This window comes from Phnomibacter sp., assembly GCF_036803085.1.
Classification (GTDB): Bacteria; Bacteroidota; Bacteroidia; order Chitinophagales; family Chitinophagaceae; genus Phnomibacter.
In genome coordinates this window covers 37,614-58,864 of sequence record NZ_DAIRUZ010000006.1, presented here as the reverse complement: position 1 = coordinate 58,864, position 21,251 = coordinate 37,614, and the positions used below count along the sequence as shown (strand labels likewise).

General features: G+C 46.4%; 16 protein-coding genes. 6 read left to right on the top strand and 10 right to left on the bottom strand.

The genetic code is table 11. The annotated features are described in order from the left end of the window. Positions 1-60: 60 nt before the first annotated feature. Complete coding sequence (locus tag V7Q13_RS12575; protein ID WP_333801027.1) at positions 61-600, bottom strand: REP-associated tyrosine transposase; 540 nt, start codon at positions 598-600, stop codon at positions 61-63. Between the two features lie 311 nt (positions 601-911). Continuing rightward, positions 912-2,042 (bottom strand): NAD(P)/FAD-dependent oxidoreductase, encoded by a 1,131-nt coding sequence (locus tag V7Q13_RS12570; RefSeq protein ID WP_333801026.1) that lies wholly within the window; start codon positions 2,040-2,042, stop codon positions 912-914. Positions 2,043-2,217: 175 nt separating this feature from the next. Here V7Q13_RS12570 and V7Q13_RS12565 point away from each other — a divergent pair, with 175 nt between their 5' ends. Beyond that, positions 2,218-3,615 carry a tail fiber domain-containing protein gene (locus tag V7Q13_RS12565; protein ID WP_333801025.1) on the top strand — a complete coding sequence of 466 codons (1,398 nt, stop codon included), beginning with the start codon at positions 2,218-2,220 and terminating at the stop codon, positions 3,613-3,615. A gap of 237 nt (positions 3,616-3,852) precedes the next feature. Here the strand turns inward: V7Q13_RS12565 and V7Q13_RS12560 are convergent, their stop codons facing one another. From V7Q13_RS12560 to V7Q13_RS12545, 4 genes are read right to left on the bottom strand one after another with little or no spacing between them, the layout of a single operon-like run. After that, on the bottom strand, positions 3,853-4,326 hold the full coding sequence (locus V7Q13_RS12560) for a hypothetical protein (RefSeq protein ID WP_333801024.1): 474 nt from the start codon (positions 4,324-4,326) through the stop codon (positions 3,853-3,855). A gap of 3 nt (positions 4,327-4,329) precedes the next feature. Further along, positions 4,330-4,662 (bottom strand): hypothetical protein, encoded by a 333-nt coding sequence (locus V7Q13_RS12555; RefSeq protein ID WP_333801023.1) that lies wholly within the window; start codon positions 4,660-4,662, stop codon positions 4,330-4,332. Between the two features lie 38 nt (positions 4,663-4,700). Further along, positions 4,701-5,297 (bottom strand): RNA polymerase sigma factor, encoded by a 597-nt coding sequence (locus tag V7Q13_RS12550; protein WP_333801022.1) that lies wholly within the window; start codon positions 5,295-5,297, stop codon positions 4,701-4,703. Between the two features lie 9 nt (positions 5,298-5,306). Continuing rightward, the gene (locus V7Q13_RS12545) at positions 5,307-8,138 is read right to left on the bottom strand and encodes a TonB-dependent receptor (RefSeq protein ID WP_333801021.1); all 2,832 of its coding nucleotides are present in this window, start codon (positions 8,136-8,138) and stop codon (positions 5,307-5,309) included. A 170-nt stretch (positions 8,139-8,308) separates the two neighbouring features. Between V7Q13_RS12545 and V7Q13_RS12540 the strand changes: the two genes are divergently transcribed. The 3 genes from V7Q13_RS12540 (at position 8,309) to V7Q13_RS12530 (ending at position 11,569) form a co-directional block, all read left to right on the top strand. Then, positions 8,309-9,184: a carbon-nitrogen hydrolase gene (locus V7Q13_RS12540; protein ID WP_333801020.1), complete on the top strand. Its 876-nt coding sequence runs from the start codon at positions 8,309-8,311 to the stop codon at positions 9,182-9,184. Between the two features lie 102 nt (positions 9,185-9,286). Further along, positions 9,287-10,327, top strand: a complete 1,041-nt coding sequence (locus V7Q13_RS12535) for an agmatine deiminase family protein (RefSeq protein WP_333801019.1) — start codon at positions 9,287-9,289, stop codon at positions 10,325-10,327. A 144-nt stretch (positions 10,328-10,471) separates the two neighbouring features. Further along, positions 10,472-11,569, top strand: a complete 1,098-nt coding sequence (locus V7Q13_RS12530; protein WP_333801018.1) for an acyltransferase family protein — start codon at positions 10,472-10,474, stop codon at positions 11,567-11,569. A gap of 250 nt (positions 11,570-11,819) precedes the next feature. Here V7Q13_RS12530 and V7Q13_RS12525 read toward each other — a convergent pair whose 3' ends face one another. The 4 genes from V7Q13_RS12525 to V7Q13_RS12515 form a co-directional block, all read right to left on the bottom strand. After that, positions 11,820-13,484, bottom strand: a complete 1,665-nt coding sequence (locus V7Q13_RS12525) for an amidase family protein (RefSeq protein WP_333801017.1) — start codon at positions 13,482-13,484, stop codon at positions 11,820-11,822. A 185-nt stretch (positions 13,485-13,669) separates the two neighbouring features. After that, complete coding sequence (locus V7Q13_RS12520) at positions 13,670-14,047, bottom strand: hypothetical protein (protein ID WP_333801016.1); 378 nt, start codon at positions 14,045-14,047, stop codon at positions 13,670-13,672. Between the two features lie 109 nt (positions 14,048-14,156). Then, positions 14,157-14,351 (bottom strand): type II toxin-antitoxin system RelE/ParE family toxin, encoded by a 195-nt coding sequence (locus tag V7Q13_RS17435; RefSeq protein WP_442958259.1) that lies wholly within the window; start codon positions 14,349-14,351, stop codon positions 14,157-14,159. Positions 14,352-14,452: 101 nt separating this feature from the next. Beyond that, on the bottom strand, positions 14,453-14,680 hold the full coding sequence (locus V7Q13_RS12515) for a hypothetical protein (RefSeq protein ID WP_333801015.1): 228 nt from the start codon (positions 14,678-14,680) through the stop codon (positions 14,453-14,455). A 361-nt stretch (positions 14,681-15,041) separates the two neighbouring features. Between V7Q13_RS12515 and metG the strand changes: the two genes are divergently transcribed. Together metG and V7Q13_RS12505 are read left to right on the top strand one after the other, a co-directional pair. Further along, the gene (gene metG / locus V7Q13_RS12510; RefSeq protein ID WP_333801014.1) at positions 15,042-17,246 is read left to right on the top strand and encodes a methionine--tRNA ligase; all 2,205 of its coding nucleotides are present in this window, start codon (positions 15,042-15,044) and stop codon (positions 17,244-17,246) included. A gap of 131 nt (positions 17,247-17,377) precedes the next feature. Continuing rightward, complete coding sequence (locus V7Q13_RS12505) at positions 17,378-21,214, top strand: hypothetical protein (RefSeq protein ID WP_333801013.1); 3,837 nt, start codon at positions 17,378-17,380, stop codon at positions 21,212-21,214. The last annotated feature ends 37 nt before the right edge of the window (positions 21,215-21,251 follow it).

The following is a 21,251-nucleotide window of genomic DNA, read 5'->3' as shown; positions in this document are numbered from 1 at the left end:
TAAAATATCGGAGAGCATTCGCTGCCCTTATCGGTCGGAGTCGGCACCGGCCGAAACAGTTTATCCATACACATTCGTCAGTATTCCAAATCTGTCTTCACCCGTAGCATAATAGGTTGCACTGCTCCATGCATATGCTTCGGGCGTAGCACAAAGCCCAGCCCTCACCGGGTTGTCATGAATATAGCGCAGCTTTTGCAGCAATGCCTCTTCACTGGTGATGGGTATGGCCAACGGATCCCGCTTCCAAAACTGATACTGCCTGTCATTTTTTGTTGATGAGAATGCTGCCAATAATGCCGGTGCTTGTTCTGCCAATGCCTTTTTGAAATGGTGACTGGTAAACTTGCTAAAACTTGCCGCTGCAGATTCCTTCCGCTCATTTCCCTCCATGCGCCACAGCAAGTGTATGTGGTTTGGCATCAGCACAAATCCATAAATAGTTACCCATCGCTCCTTACACAAATGCCGCAAACTATCAAGTACAATGGTCCGCATCATTGGCTGTGCCAAGAGCGGTTGAAAACCTTGAATGGTTTGCGTGTAGAAATACAGGTTGAAATCATCCATTTGTCCCTGCCTGCTATAAAACAAATGCATGGTAAAGCTTTGACATTAATATAAGCTTGTTATTTCAAAAACAGAAATAACAGTCAAAATAACGAAGTCGGCTGGAGAGGACTCCAGCCGATAAACAGAAATCAAACTTGCGTCGGCTGGTGGGGACACCAGCCGATAAGCAAGCAAGCACAACTCAAACTCATGTCGGCTGGAGAGGACTCCAGCCGATAAGCAAAATTGAAGCCGCTTTCTGAATCTTGAAAGTCCTTCTACATTTACCAATCTCGAAGCCATGCCGGCCAATAACTCCCGCAACTCTGATTAGTTTTCAACGCAGATAATTATTCCAACTACATCCTGCTCAGCACCCTTGCAAATCTCGCTACATCTACAGCGGGTAGCAATGGCGTTTGTTGCGCTATATTGGCCGCCAGCTGCTGAGCAAAATAGGGGGCGAGTGTTACGCCTTTGGTACCCGTACCATTGAGGATGCCCACCTGCGGGTGCTGCGGATGCCAGCCGGCAAAAGGCCGCCGCTCCACGGTGGCCGGGCGAATAGCCGCCACATGGTCGAGCACGGTAAAAGGATGCTTCAATACACTCTGCAACCAGGCTTCCATCTGCTGGCGAAAAGCTTCGCTGGGCTGGTCGTTGGTATAATGATTGTTGTAGGTACTACCGGCCCAAAAATACCCGCCCCGCCAAGGCGTAAGGCTGTTTCCTTTTTTATAAATATGGTTGTTGGGCAAGCCATCTATTTTCAGTATCAGTGCTTCGCCTTTATTAAGGGCAAAGGGTAGCAGCTGAAAAAAGCCTGCAGCATTTGCAGCAATGCCATCGGCAAACACAATCTTATCGGCACGGATATCCTGGTACTGTACTCCGTCGGGCAGCAGTTGCAGTTGGCTGGCATCAAAGCGTTGTGCCAGCAGTTGCTGGTGCTGCAGCAGGTATTGCCGCCAGCCGTCGAGCATGGTTTGCAGGTCTACCTGATAGGCAGGTGCAATAATGCCGTAGCCCAACTCGTAGCGAAAATGTTGTTGCATGGCCGCCTCATCTTCGGGCCATTGCAGGTATTCGGCCGCATACTGTTTGGCTTTTTCTTCAAAGTCTTTGCGCCTGTCGGGGCTGTTGAAAAAGTCGATGATATCGCAACGTTGAATGAGGGTAGTGGCAGGTTGTTGTTGTTCTTGTGCAGGAGAGAATGTTCGCTCCCTCGAACTTCGTACTTCGTACTTCGCAGTGATTTTCCTTCCCAGTTCCTCATAGGCTTTTACAGCAAAAGGAATCACTTCATCGGCCATCCAGGTGCGGGTCATGCGGCGGCCGGTTACAGGGTTGATAACGCCACTGGCCACACGGGTGCTGGTGTTGGGTCGTTCTTCATCTATTACTACACAATCAATACCCAATTGCTGCAGCCAAAAGCTGAGCCAGGTGCCGCAGAGGCCCTGCCCTACTATCAATACCGATGTTTGCATGCCGCAAAGAAAGGGTGTGTTACGGCTAAACGTGCATGAGGAACGTCAGCTTGGCATCTATAGCTGCATTGCTGCAAGTACTGCGACTAAGTATTCGTGTACAGATGCGCATTTAAGTTATGAAAAGATTGCCAGAGGATGATTACATTAGTTCTACTTAAACTCCCCCTTCCCCATGAAAAATTTAATCTTGACCATTGCATTTGCAACGGCAATGCTTTCCGGTTTTGCACAAGGTGTTGCTATTAGTTCGCCATCCAGTACGCCAGATGGCTCTGCAATTCTCGACTTAAAAAGTACCAACAAAGGATTTTTAGTGCCTAGAATGACAGCTGCAGCAAAAGCAGCCATCGCTTTTCCTGCAAGTGGTTTGCTCATTTACCAAACAGATGGCATCAGTGGCTTTTATTACTTCAACGGCATTGTGTGGGCAAAACTCACCGTTGCAGGAGAAGGCGACAACATGGGTAATCATACCCAAACCATGAACCTGGCAACTAACAACTTGTACATGTCAAAATACGGCACCAATATGGGCATTCAATTGCTCGACAGTGGTGCTGTAAGAATACTGACGGACTATAAAGGCGCAGGCTACTCTTCCGGTACTGTAGGAGAACGGTTTCGGTTTGATGCAGGAGGGGGCTTTGTTGCCAAAAGCACTTTAGGCATCGGATTTATTCCAGCAACAGGTGCTGGTGAAAGAATGATGTGGCACCCTTACAAAGCAGCTTTCAGAGCTGGCTCTATCGGTTCGGCAGGTACTCAATGGGATGATCCCATGGTAGGTTTTTACTCAACAGCTTTTGGCTACAACACTGTAGCACTGGGGTTATCCAGTTTTGTGTCCGGCTATACCAGCTATGCCATGGGCTCTTATTCCAGCGCCCTGGGCTATACCTGTGCTGCCGATGGAACCGGAGCCGTAGCATTGGGCTACCGCTGCACCGCTAACGGTGATTACAGCATTGCCATCGGCCAACGTGCCAGTGCCAATAATTTTAATGGAGCATTCGTATTGTCAGATGCATCAACAACCGATAGTACACTGGCTACAGCCAGCAACCAATTTTCGGCCCGGTATGCGGGTGGATATCGACTGTTTAGCAATGCCACACGAACTGTAGGCGTATCATTAGCTGCCGGTGGCAACTCTTGGGCATCCATTTCAGATTCTTCAAGAAAAGAAAACTTTGAACCCGCTTCCGGCGAAACGTTTTTAGAAAAACTGACCTCATTGAAATTGGGTTCGTGGAACTACAAAGGTCAAAACCCCGGCAATGACAGGCATTACGGCCCCATGGCACAAGAAATATTTGCTGCCTACGGCAAAGATGAATTTGGCATCATCGGCAATGACACCACATTGGCCAGTGCCGATATGGATGGCATCATGATGATATTGCTTCAAGGCTTAGAAAAAAGAACACGGGAGCAGCAAGAACGCCTGACAAGCCTGCAACAGGAAAATGCGATGCTGCGTTCACAACTTGCTGAATTAGCCGAATTAAAAACTGCAGTAAGACAGTTGCTGGCTGCATCTGCATTGGCTTCGGTAAAAGAACAACAATGATAAAACTGATTTAGCTCCTACATAAATACAAAGCCGAAACAAAAAATGCTACGGGCTTATGCTGCTGTGTAAATAATTTTCTGTACAACAGATTTTCTTTACGATCTGCGTACACTCCAACCGAAGTCTACTTTTTTAAATAACAGCCAGCAGCTGCCAAGCGCCATGGTTACGCTGCATGTACAGGCACAAAAAGAGCTCACCCCAAAAAGGTGAGCTTTACTATGCGTTCTGCTTTTATTTACCGGAGCTGGTTGTATCGCCTGTATTGCGGCGTACCATTCGAGAGAGCATACTATCGAAACTGCCCAGCTGTTCAGGTGAGCACAAAGCCTGTATGCGTTTGAAGTGTTGAAAAAATTCCACTTCGATGGGGGCTTGTTTCATGGCTACTTCCAGCGCTGCTTTTTGCACCAGGCTATCGGGTACATTGGGCTGGCGCAGCAGTTCCAGAAAATTCATTTTGGCCTGGCGTAGTTCCAGATTGAGGGGCTGCATCAGCGAGTCGCGGCGCAGACGAAGCGTAATGTATTGCTGCACCTGGTCGTCGTTAAAACCCAGCTCTTTGCGCATCATATCGCCCATGCGTTCGGTGCGGCTTACGGGTTTGGTTTCTACCTTGCTTTCGCGGGTAAAATACCACAGCATACCAAGGTTGGTAGCCAGCAGTACCAATATGAGTACCAGTAAAACCTTGTTGTTCGACTTCATGACTTACTTGTTTGCGCTGAGTTCATTACTAAGGTTGGAACTGGTGCTGTATTCCGCTGCGAACATTTGCTCGTTGGCCTGTTTTTCACGGGCCAGCCGCTCCTCTTTTTCCTGATTGGCCACATAGAAATTGGCGGCCAAAAACAACAAAACCACGGCCAGGGCAAATGCCGGACGGGCTACGAAGCGGGCCAGCTTTTCCCAAGGGTTATTGCGTTGGCGGAGGCGTTCTTCAATGCGGGTAAACAGAAAGGGGTTGGCAGTGGCACGGCCAATACCATCAAGGCTTTCCAGCGCCTCGTTTACCCATTGTTCTGCTTGTTGTTCTCTTTTCATATACGGCAATTTAATACTGCCAACAATTTAGACGTTCCTTATTCTAAATTCTGACGGTAGAAATCTGATAACTGTTTTTTTAAATTTATTTTGGCACGTTGCAGCAGGCTTTCTACCGCTGGTACCGTGTTACCCATTACTTCACTCACCTCTTTGTGGCCCAGCCCTTCCAGGCGGGTCAATACAAACGCTACCCGCTGCTGTTCAGGCAATGTTTCCAAGGCTTTGAACAAAGCCGCTGCCACCTGTTTTTTTTCCGACACAATGCCGGGGTGCACAAATTCAGGCGGGTTGATGGCCAGTTCATTGTCTTCGCCAAAGAGGCTATAGATGTACCCAAAGCGCTTTTTCCGCTTTTTGCTACGCAAAAAATCGAGGCTTTTAGTAACGGTAATGCGGTACAGCCAGGTGCTCACTTTGCTTTCGCCCTTAAAACCGTGGATGCTTTCGAAGGCTTTTACAAACACTTCCTGCGTCACATCTTCGGCATCCATTTCATTCTGTACCAAGCCCAGCGAGGTATTATATACCATATCCTGCCACGAGGTAACCATAAAGCGGAATGCCGCCTGGTCGCCTTTCTTCAGTTTCTCAATTAATTCCTGCTCTATCACGTGGTAAGATCGGTTTTGCAAGCCGCCCGATTAGCGGCGCTGCAAGGTAGGCGTTTCACCCGCATTGCGTTTAGCCGCTTGTCCGAAATTTCGCAGGGTATACGTGAACGTAAGCATAAAATATTGCTGCAATACCTGGGTTTGCACGTCTTCAATATAGGTTTCACCAATGGTACGGGCAATGCTCTGGTTCTGCTTCAGCAGGTCAAACACACTCATTTTGATTTCACCACGACGGTTTTTCAGCATCTTTTTACCCGCACTCACATTCCACAGCCAAAAGCTTTGGTTGAAGCCATCGGCCAGGCCGCTGTACAGCTGGTTGGTGACTTCATTCAAAATAAACCAGCCGTATTTAGTCAGCAGGTTCACCTTAGCTCCGGTGGTATGGAAATAGAATTTGTTGTTCAATTCCGGACGGATACTGTTCACCACATTATTAAAATTGGCGGAATAGTTCACATTGAAATCGATAAACTCACTGATGTTGCTGGCAATGTTGATGCCGGCTGTATAGCCATAGTTGTTGGAGTAGTTCAGCTGATTGTTGACCAAACCCGGTGTGCGGGTATAGTTCAGTCCGGCATTCAGGTTCAGGTTGCTTTTGATGGCTTTGAGCGGAAAGCCATAGGTAGCAAAGGACCGCAGCGAGTAATAGCCATCAAGGTTGACAGGCTTGCTGATTTGTGCGCCTTTGCGCAGCGTAATGTTGTTGGCTATGGCTGAATCTTTCGAAGCAATCCAGGTACCGTTGGTTACATACTTGCTCACCATTTGGCCAAAGAAACCGGCAAACAAAGAGCGGCCTTTGGCAGCATTGGTATTGTTGATACGGGCGGTAAGAAAATGCGTGTAGCTCTGATCCAGATTTTCATTGCCCGTAGTAATAAACAGCGGGTTGGAAATATTAATCACGTTCTGTAACTGATTTACCGAAGGTGGGTTTACAGATGCCCGGTAAAACATGCGCAGGCTGGTTTGTTTGCTCAGCTGCTTGCGCCACTGCAGATTGGGCAGCCAGTTGCTGAATGTTTTGTTGAGTGTAGCCACGGCCGGAAACTGCTGCTCACTCAGCAGGCGGGTGTGCTGAAAGTTGATGCCCACAGAAAACTGATTGTCGCGGTCGCCGAGGCGGTAAGTAAGCCCGGCGTTTTGGGCCCGCACTTTGTTGTCGAACAGGTTGGAGAGTGTGGTGTCGAAGTTGGTATAATCGCCTTCGGTTTTATCATACCTAAAGTTGCGCTGATCGGCCTTGTTGCTGGTAAACTGCGGGTTGTAGTTCAGTTGTATCTGTCCTTTTTTACCTACAGGTTCGGTGTAAGCAATATTGGTAGAAATGCTGCTGCTGCGGGTGCTGTTGTCGGTGTACTGGCGCAGGGTATCGCCCAGCAACAGGCCGCCGTTGAAATAGGCCGAGATAGCATCTAGGTAGCTATCGCTGTTGCGGTTGCTGGCGCTGTTGTTGAGGTTGACCGAAATAGAACGGCCCCGCTTGGCAAAGCTGTGGCGGTAAGTAATCTCATTGCGCAGGTTAAAGCCGGCCGCATCGCTGTTGCGCAGGTTGGCGGTGCTGTTGATGAGCTGTTTACCAAAAGTATTGTTGACACCCGTCAGGTCGCTCCACGATTCATTTTTTTGGAAACTCAGATTGGGGGCAATGATCAGCGTGTTGTTGCTGTCAATTTTATACTCCGCCCTAAAGTTGATGCGGTGGTTGAAATTGTCGGTATTGCTGCGGCTCACTTCATTGTAAAACTGGCTGGTATCGCCGGTGAGGAACAGCTGCCGGTTGGTTTCCGAACGGGCCACCGTGTTGCTGTTATTGAAAAAATAGCTGGCTGATACTTCCATTTTTTTAAACCACAGGTCGCTGAAGTTGAGGCCAAAGGCATTGGTTTTGGCAATGCCCGGCTGCTGGCCCACAGAGAAACCGCCGCCACCACGGCCACCAAATCCACCGCCAAATCCACCACCACCGGGGCGACCACCGCCGCCACCACGGCCGGCATTGGCCTGGCCATTTACACCCAGCAGGTCTTCACCCGAAAAATTTTGCTGGTTCACGTTGTTGAACATGCCAATCACATTGAGTCGGGTATTGTTTTTGAAAAAATTGACACTACCGCCAGCGGCATAACGGTCGTCGGTGCCATAGCCACCATACACCCGGCCAAACTGGCCATTGCGCATGTTGGCCTTGGTAACAATGTTGATGGCCTTGAAACCATTGCCATCATCAAAGCCGGTGAGCTGTGCCTGATCACTCAGGCGGTCGAACACCTGCACTTTATCAATCACTTCCGCAGGCAGGTTACGCAGTGCCGCAGTAGCATCATCGCCAAAATACTGGCGGCCATCAATGGTAATGCGACGCACCTGTTCGCCCTGTGCGGTTACCTGTCCGTTTTCAATGGTTATGCCCGGTGCTTTTTTCAGCACATCTTCAGTCGTCGCATCGGGGTTTACCTTCAGCGCAGCGGCATTAAACTCGGTGGTATCGCCTTTTTGGCGGGCCGGTGGCACTTTGCCCACCACTACCACATCGCCCAGGGTTTTGTCTTTTTTAATGAGCAATACTTCCCCCAAATCGAGGGTGGTAGTTCCCACAGTAATTTTTCTGGTTTGCGGCTGATAGCCGGTAAAACTAAACGCCAGCACATAGGCGCCGGGTTTTACCTCTGTAAAAATGAAAGCGCCTTTATCATCGGCGGTTACGTAGCGGCCACGGGTGGTATCGGCGGCGGGTGATAGTTTCACCGAAGCCTTGGCCAGCATGCGGGCCGTATCGGCATCCTGAATGGTACCTTTTACAGAAACAGTTTGTGCCTGCGAGTGGCCGGCGGCCAGCAACAAGAGCAACATTGGAAAGAGAGTTATTACAAACCTTTTAAGCATACATCTTTTGACGGTGAAGCATGGTTGAACAGTCGAATCCTGCGGGCTTGATGATATTTTAACAATTGGCTAATACGCATGGGATGCGGTACTTTTGCCCGCCCCCAAACCGGGGAGGCAAAATTCAATTGATACCTATGAGTAAAGTGCACGTAGGATTGGTGCAAATGACCTGCACCGCCAACAAACAAGAGAACCTGCAAAAGGCCATTGAAAAAGTAAGGGAGGCAGCTGCCAAAGGAGCGCAAATTGTGTGCCTGCAAGAGCTGTTCACCAGCTTGTATTTCTGCGATGTAGAAGACTATGCCAACTTTGAGCTGGCCGAGCCCATACCCGGGCCCAGCACCGATGCGCTGCAACAAGTGGCTGCCGAGCTAAACGCGGTGATTATTGCCAGCTTGTTTGAAAAACGTGCTCAGGGTTTGTATCACAACACCACGGCCGTGATAGATGCCGACGGCAGCTATTTGGGTAAGTACCGCAAAATGCACATCCCCGACGATCCGGCATACTATGAGAAGTTTTACTTCACTCCCGGCGACCTTGGCTACAAGGTTTGGAAAACAAAATATGCCACGTTTGGTGTGCTCATTTGCTGGGATCAGTGGTACCCCGAAGCGGCTCGCATTACCAGCCTCATGGGTGCAGAAATTCTCTTCTATCCTACTGCTATTGGTTGGGCTACCTCGCAGGATACTGCTACCAACGAAGAACAATACAATGCCTGGCAAACCATACAGCGCAGCCATGCTGTAGCCAACGGTGTGCATGTGGTAAGTGTGAACCGCTGCGGATTGGAGCAAGATGGTGCCATGCAGTTTTGGGGTGGTTCTTTCATCAGTAATCCCTTTGGGAGCCTGCTGTACAAAGCCAGCCATACCGAAGAGGAAGTGCATGTGCAGGAACTTGACCTGAGCAAAACCGACCGCTACCGCACCCACTGGCCCTTCATGCGTGACCGGAGGATTGATAGTTACGCTCCTATTACCAAACGATTTATCGACGAGGATTGATAGCACACGGATGCCGCAGATAAAAAACGGATGCTCACGGATGTTTTTATCTGCGTACATCAGTTTTCATCCTTAAAATCTGCGTCCCATAAAATTCATTGCATGCAACCAACTCCAAAAGAACTCGGCTACTACTTCCCTGCAGAATTTGCACCCCATGAAGCCATATGGCTGAGCTGGCCGCATAAGGAAGCCAGCTGGCCTGATAAAATACAGGCCATTTTCCCCTACTACAGCCAGTTTGTAAAATACGTGGCACAAAGCGAAAAGGTACGTATCAACGTGGCCGACGAAGCCATGAAAGCCTTTGCCAGCGGGCATTTGCAGCAGGCAGGCGTAGACATGAGCCAGGTTGAATTTTTCTTTCATCCCACCAACGATGCGTGGTGCCGAGACCATGGACCGGCTTTTTTGTTGCACAAAACAGAACAAAAAAAGGCCATCGTTGACTGGGGCTACAACGCATGGGGCGGCAAGTATCCGCCCTACGATTTGGATGATGTGATTCCGACGTTGATTGGTAAACACTATGGTTACGAAGTGTTTCACCCGGGCATCGTGATGGAAGGTGGCTCGGTGGAGTTTAATGGTGCTGGCACTATTCTTACTTCAACCGCTTGCCTGCTCAATGAAAATCGTAACCCGCATCTCAATCAGGCACAAATAGAACAATACCTCTGCGACTACTACGGACAAGACCAAGTACTGTGGGTAGATGAAGGCATTGTAGGTGATGACACAGACGGCCATATTGATGATACTGTTCGCTTCGTCAATGCAGACACCGTTATTACGGTAATAGAGCCCAACAAGCAAGACGAGAACCACGATATTTTGCAGCACAACCTGCGGCAGTTGCAGCAAATGCGATTGCTGAATGGCAAGCAGCTCAACATCATTGAACTGCCCATGCCCGATGCTGTCATTTGGGAAGACCAGCGATTGCCGGCATCATACGCCAATTATCTCATCACCAACAAGTATGTGATAGTGCCTACGTTCCGCTCCGCAAAAGATGATGTAGCCATGCAAATTATTCAGCAGGCACACCCCGAAAGAGAAGTGGTTGGCATCGATTCTACAGAAATCATCTGGGGACTCGGTAGCTTTCACTGCCTGAGCCAGCAGGAACCGGAATGTTAATACTCAGAATCAAATGCGCCAAACTTTGGGTTTATTGAAGTTAAGAGAGCTGTCTATAATAACCAGTCAAATTCAAGATTGTCAGCATAATGGCTACTCAAACATGAACAACGTAAAGAGTAGCTAAAAATTACAATTGGCTAAATGCAAAAAGAAAGAGAAAATCCTATTTATTACAAGGGATTAAATGGCTTAAGAGCCATAGCCGCCCTCTTAGTAATAATGGCCCACAGTTGGGATGAAATGGGTAAATTTTTACCAATATTCAATGATGCTCCTGTGGGCATGGGCAATTTAGCTGTTACCATTTTTTTCACCTTAAGCGGCTTTCTTATTACCAGTCTATTATTTCTGGAGCAAGAAAAAAAAGGGAACATTGATATAGGTAGTTTTTACGTCAGGCGAATACTACGGATATGGCCTTTGTATTACTGGTATATACTGCTGTGCATAGTTGTGTTTTTTTTCTTACAGCAAGACAATTTACTTCAAAGTAGTTTGTGGTTTTATATACTATTTGCTGCCAACATACCATACATGTTTGATAAAGGGCTGAATGGCATCAACCACCTTTGGTCAATTTCTGTTGAGGAACAATTTTATTTGTTTTGGCCGCTTTTTTTCAAAATACATAAGAACATAACGAAAAGGATTTCAATTTTTCTTTTGGCTTACATCGGCTTAAAAATTATAGGATGGTTGGTATTTAAATACGCAGAATGGCCTTACTTGCACAACGCACTCCGCGTTTTTCGGTTCGATTGCATGGCCATTGGAGGATTGGCTGCATTGTTTTTTCACCAGCAAAAAACCATTATCAACTTTCTCTCAACCAAAGTAGCGCAGCTATTGGCTATTTCAATAATGTTGCTGATGATGATTTTTGAGTTTCGGATTTCAAGTGCTATTGATCATTTAATTATAGCCCTATGCACCGTTGTACTTATTATATCCAATATAGTACACCAAAAGCCTCTTATTAATTTAGAAAACAAGACGCTAATCTTTTTTGCAAAAATTTCATACGGCCTTTATGTTTATCACATATTGGTACTTACGCTCTTGGCCGTTATAGTACCCAAACTTGTAACAGATCCTTTATATCAGGCATTGCTCATTGGGTTTTGTACGTTTATTTTTTCAACCATCATTGCATATGTATCATATCGTTTTTTAGAGCAACCATTCTTGAGATTCAAGTCAAGATTTCAAAAAGTAAAAAGTAATGCAAATCCGATTTAAATTCTTATGTCTTTAAGAAGATACTTACCCTATTCATTGCTGTAATCTGATATTACAACGATGCGACTTTCTCATAGCTTCCGCAAATGGAAATATTGATTGCAGTAGCTGATAAAAAAAGAACTACTTATCTAATTATCATTGGTAGAATAAGCGTATCCATATTTATTTGGTATAAATAGTACGGCACGATAGTGGTTCGTACCGTGCTACCACCTATGGCAATACGAATTGCAAAAGGAACGATGAATTATTGTTTCAAGCTAACCTTGGCTTTCTCCAAATCCGGATCTTTTCTGGCTTTGGTTGCTTGCTCATAGCGATGGCCAACTGCGAGCAATTCGTATTCGCCCATGTAGCCACCTACCAATACAATCCAGTTAGGCTGTCCATTGGTTGCATAGCCCGATGGTACCGCCAATGCCGGATAACCTGCCGGCGCATAAATCTGTGAGAGTGACGAAGCAATCACCTGCACATCGTACTTCTTCAACAATCCATCAATAGCTGCTCTGGAACGTTTCAAATGATCGGCGGTGGCACTGTCGTAATGCGCTTCGGTCATGGTATTGTTTTGTGCATTAATCAAATGCCCCATGCCATACGGTGCCCTGTTAACAGAGTCTGCTTTGTTGTACGCAATGATGGCTTCCAAAGAAGCATGCGGAGCTTCCTTACCCAACCCCTGTAAAAATGCATTGAGGTCACGCTTGAAGCCATGCTGCAGCAAAGGGCCAACATTAAGACCGCTTGGCAAATCATACGCAGGAATGCGTACCACTTGCACACCCCCTTTTTCAAACTCCGCTTTTTGTTGCTCCATTTTCAGCTGCTCACCGGCATAAAAGTTTTTGCTCCGGGCTTTCATGGCAGAATCGGTATTTGCTGGCAGTCGTTTCATCATACTATCGATTACTGCAGCACTGTAATCAGGTAAGCCCACCCGCCACACTTTATTGTCGGCAGTTGCTTTGGCAAAATCCTTTGCCTGTGGCGTGTTGGCAGTGAGTGCATTCAATACCACAGCCACATCGGCTACGGTACGACCCATGGGGCCAGCCACATCCTGAAACAACATGAGTGGCACAACGCCTTCGCCGCTAAACAATCCCATGCTGGTTTTGAGGCCCACAATGCTGTTGATACCCGCCGGCATAATGATAGAACCCTGCGTTTCGCTACCAATGCTTACGGTAACCAAATCAGCCGCTACAGCTACCGCACTACCGCTGCTGCTGCCCCATGTATCATAAGCCCCATAAGGGTTGCGGGTTTGTCCGCCGTTGGTGCTGAAGCCACTGGGCATGCAGGGGTCCATGTAATTGGCCCACTCACTCATGTTGGCTTTACCGAATATAACGGCTCCGGATTTACGCAGTTGCTGCACCAAGGCAGCATCCTTGGTTGGCTTCCACAAAGCGAGTGCCGCAGTACCTGCACTGGTATGCATTTTATCGGCCGTAGCAATATTGTCTTTTAGTAAAATGGGAATGCCATGCAAAGCACCTTGTGCTTTTTTGGTTTTACGTTCGGCATCGAGTTTGGCAGCAATGCTCAGTGCATCCGGATTGAGCTCGATGATGCTGTTGAGCAGGCCTTCATCGTACTGCTTGATGCGGTGTACATAATACAGCATCAACTCTACTGAACTCAGTTTGTTGCTGCGCATCAGCTGTTGCAATTGCTGTACGGTTTGCCCATGCACCATACTGTGAAAAGCTGCTGTTTGCACCTGCGGGTGCTTGGCCAGTTCGGCATCAAAAATGAAAAAGTTGCGGGCCAGTTTGCCGCCATATTTGGGCTCGGGGCGGGGGTAAATGCCGGAGCGGGCCATGCAGGGATTGCTGGGCTGGGCCATGGTTTGGCTGCCGGCTACCATACCCGCCAGCAACAGCGTCATCAAAAGAGATCGCATATTCAGTTATGGTTTTACAGTTGTATCAGACGACAATACGTATGATTGCTGTTTCGAATATCGGAAAGCAGCAACTGAAAGCAATAGATTGTTTGACTGTGCTTGCTCTCAACAGGATTTTCTTAGAAATAGAAGCAGAGAGACAACGAGTTACTTAGATTTTTCCGGCATGGAAAATAGATTTCTCAATTTTCATTTCGAGATGTGAAAACACTATCCAAAATTTCTCCTGCTTGAAAGTATTGTGCATTGGGCAATGGTGTGAAAAGCAGACTGGCTTTTTGCGGATCTTTCTTATCGAATTTCACAAAAAGACGTTGTGAGCTTTGCCGCAGTTTATCAACTTCTTCATATGGCAAAGCATTTTTCAATGAATACCAACTTGTACCAACCAGATAACGAACGCTTATAGAGTCTGATTTTTTTGTAAGGTCGCTAGTGATAAATCCGATGGTGTATTGATACGGCAATGTAGCTGAAACGAATATTTGTCTCCATAAAAATTGGCCAGTTAGAATAACAAACACAACAATCAATCCAACAAAGCTGATTCTGTTAGACATTTTAGGGTCACTTAGGTAAAGACTGCAACTACCAATCATAAATTCAAATTAAAAACGTGTCCACCAAAGAATACGACTCACTGCATGCAAACAAAAAAACTTTGAGGAATTACATCTTCCTCTTCTTATCCGGGTTTTGCGATGCATGAAATACACTAAAAACAACTACCTTCTCATGAAATACTTCGTAAACTACCAAGTAGGGAAATGTGGATAGCCTGCCTTGGCGGATGTTGTCTTCAAGAAACCCACAAGTATTGGGGTTGCGGAGTAACATGGAAAAGAATTCGTCGAGGTCGGACAAGAACCGATCTCATAATCCAGCAAGCTGCGATTCATACCAATCATACGCATCCAAAATTTCCAGTGAAGCCAATGGCCGGAATTCCAATTGAATGGCCATCATTAATGCAAACTTTTACGCTGCGCTAAAGCTTTCACCTGTTCCCATGTAAAGAAGGCATCTTCTCCCCGAATGTATTTTTCCCGTTCTTCTCTGATGAGATTCATGCGTTCATCGGGAGAAGCGGCACCACGATGTTCAATGGCTTCCAGCGCATTTTCTTGCAACAACTGCTCGATAGCTGCGGCGGCATATTCCTTTTTCACTTTTACAAGATATACTTGCTCCATGCTTCCCGATTTTAAGGAAAGGTAAGCAGGAATGCGAATAAAGCAGTTCATGCCGATGGGCTGCGGGATGGAACGCCTGCCTGTCGGCAGACAGGGATACCCCACAGGCCGCAGCGCAGCCAGGCCGAGGAGTAGCAGTGACAGCCCGGACGGCTGCTGAGCAGGGCGATGTTGCTGATAGCCCACCCTCACCCAACCTCTCCCTACAGGGAGAGGAGCTGAAACCGTCTTCGATTGAGGAGATGCCTCCTGCGTCGGCATGACGATTTCTCCGGACTACCGACTACGGACTTTCCGTCTTCCGGTCTTTCGGACTTTCGGACTTTCCGTCTTCCCGACTACCCGCTGCTAACGCTTATCTTTGCGCCTCCGGCCCCGATGGCCGGCTTTTTTTACCAAGGAAATGAACACGATGAAAGACTATAAACGCATACTGGTAACGGCAGCGCTGCCCTACGCCAACGGCCCCGTGCATGTGGGCCACCTGGCGGGTTGCTACCTGCCGGCGGATATTTATGTACGCTGGGAACGGGCCCGTAAAAACGATATCAAATTCATAGGCGGCAGCGATGAGCATGGTGTACCCATCACCATCCGTGCCATGAAGGAAGGCATTACGCCGCAGGATGTGGTAGACAAGTACCACGCTATTATTAAAGACAGTTTTGAAAAACTGGGCATCAGCTTTGATGTGTACAGCCGCACCAGCAACAAAGTGCACCACGAAACATCAGCAGACTTTTTCAAAAAGCTGTACGACGACGGCATGTTTGAAGAAAAAGAAACTGAGCAGTACTACGACGAAGAGAAGCAAACCTTTTTGGCCGACCGCTACATTACCGGCACCTGCCCCGTGTGCAGCAATCCCAATGCGTACGGCGATCAGTGCGAAAAATGTGGTACATCATTAAGTCCTGAGCAACTCATTAGCCCCCGCAGCACACTGAGCAACAACCCGCCGGTGAAGCGCAAAACCAAACACTGGTATTTTCCGCTGAATGAGTTTGAACCTTTTTTGAACGAATGGATATTGCAGGGCCATACCGAATGGAAAACCAATGTGTTTGGCCAGTGCAAAAGCTGGCTCACCAGCGGTTTGCACCCGAGAGCCATGACCCGCGACAGCCAGTGGGGTGTGCAGGTGCCACTACCCGATGCCGAAGGCAAAGTGCTCTACGTGTGGTTTGACGCCCCCATTGGTTACATCAGCGCTACCAAAGAACTGCTGCCCGATACCTGGCAAGATTATTGGCAGCAAGAGGATACCAAACTGGTACACTTTATTGGCAAAGACAATATTGTATTTCACTGTATCATTTTCCCCTCAATGCTGAAAGCACATGGCAAATACGTGCTGCCCGATAATGTGCCGGCCAATGAATTTTTGAACCTTGAAGGCGAGAAAGTGAGTACCAGCCGCAACTGGGCGGTGTGGCTACACGAATACCTCGAAGATTTTCCCGGTTGTGAAGATGTGCTGCGCTACTACCTCACCAGCATTGCTCCGGAAACCAAAGACAGCGATTTTACGTGGAAAGGTTTTCAGGATGCCAACAACAGTGAGCTGGTGAGCATTTTTGGCAACTTCATTAACCGCACCTGGGTGCTGATGCACAAGCTCTGCGGTGGCAAAGTACCACCGCTGCACCTGGATGCAATGGACGATGATGACCGGAATATCTTCAACGACATTAGAGCGACCAAGCATAAAATGGAGCAACTGCTGGAGCAATACAAGTTCCGCGATGCACTGTTTGAAGTAATAGACCTGGCCCGCAAAGGCAACCAGTACATGCAGAAAAAAGAGCCGTGGATTAAGGCCAAAGTATTGGGCGATGATTTGCTGGCCGGCAAGGGCGGACTGGCTACCCCTGAGCAAGTGGCTGCACGCCAAAGCATCGACATTACCATGCATGTGTGCCTGCAGCTGAGTGCCAACCTCGCCATCATGATCAATCCTTTTTTGCCCGGCACTGCCCGCAAAATGATGCACATGATGAAGGTGGTAGAAAAAATGCTGGACTGGGAAAATGCCGGCAAAGAAAAACTGCTGAGCACAGGCTACAACCTGCGGGCACCGGAGCTGCTCTTCCGCAAAATTGAGGATGCAGAAATAGAGAAGCAGATTGAAAAATTGAAAGGACAAAGCCCCCCTGCCCCCGGAGGGGGAGAAAATAAAGGCATAGTAAATGCCAGTGAGGCTGTCTCTTCCCCCGCTGGGGGCCAGGGGGCAGTAAAGCCAGAAATCGTGTTCGATGATTTTGCCAAAATAGACCTTCGTGTAGGCACCATTGTAGCGGCTGAAAAAGTAGAGAAGGCCGACAAGCTGCTGAAACTGCAGGTAGATTTGGGCTTTGAAACCCGCACTATTGTAAGCGGCATTGCGCTTCACTTCAAGCCTGAAGAAGTAGTAGGCAAGCAAGTAACGGTGGTGGTGAATTTGGCGCCCCGCAAAATGCGTGGCATCGAAAGTCAGGGTATGATACTGATGGCAGAAGATGCCAGTGGCAAGTTGCACTTTGTAAATCCCGAAGACAAGATAAATGCTGGTGCCGGCGTAAGCTAAACCACCTGCTTATATTTCAGCAAAGCTGCGGGCAAGTTTGTCCGCAGCTTTTTTTATTACTATGCTGCGTAAATCAATTTGGGCTAACAACTGCTTTCTGTTTATTTTACTGCACCCATTTGTTTGTTGTTATGCGCCGATTGAAAAAGCTTGGGATTTACTTACTACTAACGGTAGCATCATTGTTACTGGCAGCGCACTTGTTGCTACAATACCGGGCCAAGCAGGTGCTTGAACAAGTAGTGAATGAATTATCAAACGGGCAATACAGTACAACAGCTAAAAAAGTACGTTTTGGATATTTTCCTATTGGGGTTAGTATGAAAGAGTTTGCACTACAACCCACCAATGCTACACGCAAGCAACTCTCATTTAGTGCCGATAGTATTGAATTGAAAATTGGCTCATTGTGGTCGCTACTTTTCAGCAATAAATTAGATGTACAAACCATTCAGCTGCAACGCCCAAGCATTGTAACATACAGCCTGTATAAAACAGATAGCAGCAACAAAAATGTGGCACAAACCATTGGTGCCATACAGCAGAAACTATTTGAGGCATTTGCTGAACTGAATATAAAAGATGCGGCAATAAAAGATGCGGCAATTACCATTATCGATGCAAAAGATGAACAGCAATATTTTAGTATAAACCATCTTGACATTTTACTAAAGGGCCTTGATGTTGGAAAAGATGCGCCTTCAAACGCTCCGCTTTTTACCGATGGAAAAATAATATTACAACGGCCAGACATTCATTTTGAAGATAGCAGCTTACAAATACAATTAGGCAAGCTGGAAGTAGATGGCATAAAGGGAGACCTTGAAATTGACTCACTCGACATTAGCTATCAAACAGCTAATGAGGCTACAGAAAAGGTACAACTCAATAGTATTGATGTAAGAAATTTCAACTGGAGCAGATTTATACAAGAAGGTTTTTTTGAAGTGGACTCCGTACTCATTAATGAGGGAAAAGCCAACCTGGACCTTACCCGAAAATCTACCGTACTAAAAAGGGAGGTTTCGAAACAGCAATACAATGGCAGTTCGTTTGCTATTCATTATGCAGCAATCTCAAATGTAACTTATGCATTAAAAACCCGTGACTATGTAAAAAAAGATGACATAGCCGTCATGCAGTTGCAAGGCGACAGGCTTTCTGTAAACGAGTTATCAGTAATAAAAGGCCGGAGTCCGGCTATTGGCATTGGCGCATTAGATATTCATATTTCAAATTATGCTGAAAGCGACAGCAATAGTGTGTATGCAGCATCACTAAGCGACCTTTCGATACAAAGCAATGCACTAATACTACGCAACTATCAAATTAGTGAAAAAGGCAAAGGCCATCGTCAATCTAACGTAGTGGTAGTACCCGAACTTAGGTTAGACGGATATTCATTAGGCGATTTATTACTGCGTAGAATCATTGCCAAAAAACTGACTGTTGTTCATCCTGAAGTAGTCTTCAATATTTTACAACAACCCAAAAAGGATTCGGTACGTCGAAAAGACATCAATCGGTCTGTAGATGTACTATTGAAAAAAATTGCGCAAAGCATACAAATAGATAATATTGTAATACAACAAGCAGCCATAAAGATGATACCTGCAAAACGGCAGCAGGATGAGTTAAAACTGTTAGGGCTATCGTTACAGATAGATGGTAAAAAGGCGCTGAAAGCGGGCAATATTATGGAGCTGACACACGCCATTCGCCAAATGGAAACAAAGGGATTCACCCTTACCGGCAATAATATTTTATTAACCTTGAGCGATGTACAACTGCTGAATAATCCACGTGGTTTTTACTTTGGTCGCATCAAGGGCCAGTTTGGTGAATACGCACAAATAGACCTGCAAGGTGTAACACTCCTGAACGCCTACAATAGCATTGATTTGACCAATCAAGCTGGTCTTTCACTATCACATATCAGTGTACAAAGTGGCACGGTAACCATCGACAAAAAAGGAAAAACAAACAACACGCAACAAACTACTTTGCCGGCATTTGCTATTGGCAACTTAGATATTCAAAACATTGTTTTCAACCTGCATCAGCACAATCAGCTGGCTGTTTCTGCAGCAATTGATCTAAAAGCTACTTCATTCAACTTTACCAATGGCATTGCTTACTGGAAGAGCCTGCAAATTGGCAGCCACAGCAATACTTTGGAAAGTGGAAACACCTGGTTTCAGGCAGGCAGCATGCAGCTGGAACAACCAGGAAAATTAATCATCAACAATGCCAAAGGCAGCAATAAAAAAGGTAACACAATCATCAATTTTAGTAGCGAGAAATTAGAAGCTGGTTTCGGCATATTTAATTCTCACCCCGAAGAGCTTCGCCTCACAAGCCTGTACATGCTGGAGCCCAAACTTCATATCAATACCACAAAACCGAGTGATAAAAAAAATGTACCTAAAGCACAGATAGCAGTCAGCACATTGTCTAATCCATTCTTTCTTCAGCACCTTGAGTTAGACAATCCTGCAATTGATTTTGTATTGAAATCTGATGCAGGAGATACACTCCACTACAGCAACGCTATAAAAGGAAAGTTGGTATGCGAAAACTTATCTTTTACAAACAACAATAATGTGCCACAGCTGTCGGCTGCTCATTTACGCTACCAAAGCAAGGATGTAAAAACTGTGTTTGCCAATCAACAATTTCAGCCCGATGGAGTGTTACTCGTAATGAGCAATCTACGTGTATGGCCCGTGAGCAAGCAGGCTAGCGGCATAGTAGATTCGCTATTGCTCAAAGGGCTACAGCATCGTATAATTGGCAAAAATCAGGATACCACAACCATGGCTATAGAAGAATTTGGCGCCGTCAATTTTGCCTACTCCAGTATGGATAGTGTAGAGTGGAAAAAAATATTTAAACAGCAGCATTGGTGGATACGTGGCGCAAACCTCACCCACCAAACAGCTAAACAAAAAGTTCAGGTTGTTGGACTGCAGGCCATCAACCATCACTCACTCAGCTTTATGCTCGATTCTTTTCTACTTACTCCTACGCTTAGCAGGGAATCTTTTTGGTTACAGCAGCCATTTGAAATTGACCACATCAGTGTATCAACGGGAAAAATAACCGGGCGAAATGTTCAAATAGATTTATCACAAGACAAGCCGCCAATTAGTATTGCCAGGCTCGACATAGATGCTGCAAACATTTGGCCACAAAGAGATAAAACAAGACCGGAAGACACTTTGACCTACAGGCCCCTGCTGGCACAGCAAATAATGGCGTTGCCTTACCCTATTCAAATCGACAGCATCAAACTCAGCAACAGCACTATTCGATACAATGAAATAGTACAAAAAACAGGTAAAGAAGGAAAGGTTTTTATTGATAATGTTGAAGGGCTTATCACGAACGTAAAGAATTACAACATACAAGAGCATGACTCTTTAATAATGATTATAAAAAGCAGGCTGTACGGCAAAGGGGAAACGAAGTTCAATTTCAGACAGTCGTACACAGACAGCCTGCAAGGCTTTTGGATGCGGGTACGCATGGGCCACATGGATATGCAGGAAATGAATGCTTTGCTACGGCCACAAATGAGCTTGCAAATAAGAAGTGGCATCATAGATACCTTAACCCTGCTTACCAATGGCAACAAATATTTTGCCTACGGCACCATGGATATACGCTATCGTAAAATGAGTGTAATGCTATTGGGAAAAAATGGGGATGGTGAATACTTTTTATCTGGCACCATCAACTGGCTGGTCAATCAAATGGTAAGGCGCCACGATAACGGCAAGCCCAATCTGGTATTTAAAAAAAGAACAGTAAAACGTGGCCAATTCAACTTCCTGAGTAAAATTGGTATTGAAGGAGTGCTGACCAATATTGGCATTAAAACAGACCGTAAAGAACGCAAGAAATTCAAAAAGAATTTGCACAAATACAAGCTGCCTGTCAACTATTGGGGCAATGATGATTTGTAACAGTGAATCCAGGTGACGGGTTGCTTATTTTTGACAA

Excerpts from the sequence above, each read along its gene's own strand:
- V7Q13_RS12540 (WP_333801020.1), top strand. The coding sequence starts at position 8,309 with ATGAGTAAAGTGCACGTAGGATTGGTGCAAATGACCTGCACCGCCAAC.
- V7Q13_RS12545 (WP_333801021.1), bottom strand. The coding sequence starts at position 8,138 with ATGTTGCTCTTGTTGCTGGCCGCCGGCCACTCGCAGGCACAAACTGTT.
- V7Q13_RS12530 (WP_333801018.1), top strand. The coding sequence starts at position 10,472 with ATGCAAAAAGAAAGAGAAAATCCTATTTATTACAAGGGATTAAATGGC.
- V7Q13_RS12515 (WP_333801015.1), bottom strand. The coding sequence starts at position 14,680 with ATGGAGCAAGTATATCTTGTAAAAGTGAAAAAGGAATATGCCGCCGCA.
- V7Q13_RS12555 (WP_333801023.1), bottom strand. The coding sequence starts at position 4,662 with ATGAAAAGAGAACAACAAGCAGAACAATGGGTAAACGAGGCGCTGGAA.
- V7Q13_RS12520 (WP_333801016.1), bottom strand. The coding sequence starts at position 14,047 with ATGTCTAACAGAATCAGCTTTGTTGGATTGATTGTTGTGTTTGTTATT.
- V7Q13_RS12525 (WP_333801017.1), bottom strand. The coding sequence starts at position 13,484 with ATGCGATCTCTTTTGATGACGCTGTTGCTGGCGGGTATGGTAGCCGGC.
- V7Q13_RS12575 (WP_333801027.1), bottom strand. The coding sequence starts at position 600 with ATGCATTTGTTTTATAGCAGGCAGGGACAAATGGATGATTTCAACCTG.
- V7Q13_RS12560 (WP_333801024.1), bottom strand. The coding sequence starts at position 4,326 with ATGAAGTCGAACAACAAGGTTTTACTGGTACTCATATTGGTACTGCTG.
- V7Q13_RS12505 (WP_333801013.1), top strand. The coding sequence starts at position 17,378 with ATGCGCCGATTGAAAAAGCTTGGGATTTACTTACTACTAACGGTAGCA.
- V7Q13_RS12570 (WP_333801026.1), bottom strand. The coding sequence starts at position 2,042 with ATGCAAACATCGGTATTGATAGTAGGGCAGGGCCTCTGCGGCACCTGG.
- V7Q13_RS12565 (WP_333801025.1), top strand. The coding sequence starts at position 2,218 with ATGAAAAATTTAATCTTGACCATTGCATTTGCAACGGCAATGCTTTCC.
- V7Q13_RS12535 (WP_333801019.1), top strand. The coding sequence starts at position 9,287 with ATGCAACCAACTCCAAAAGAACTCGGCTACTACTTCCCTGCAGAATTT.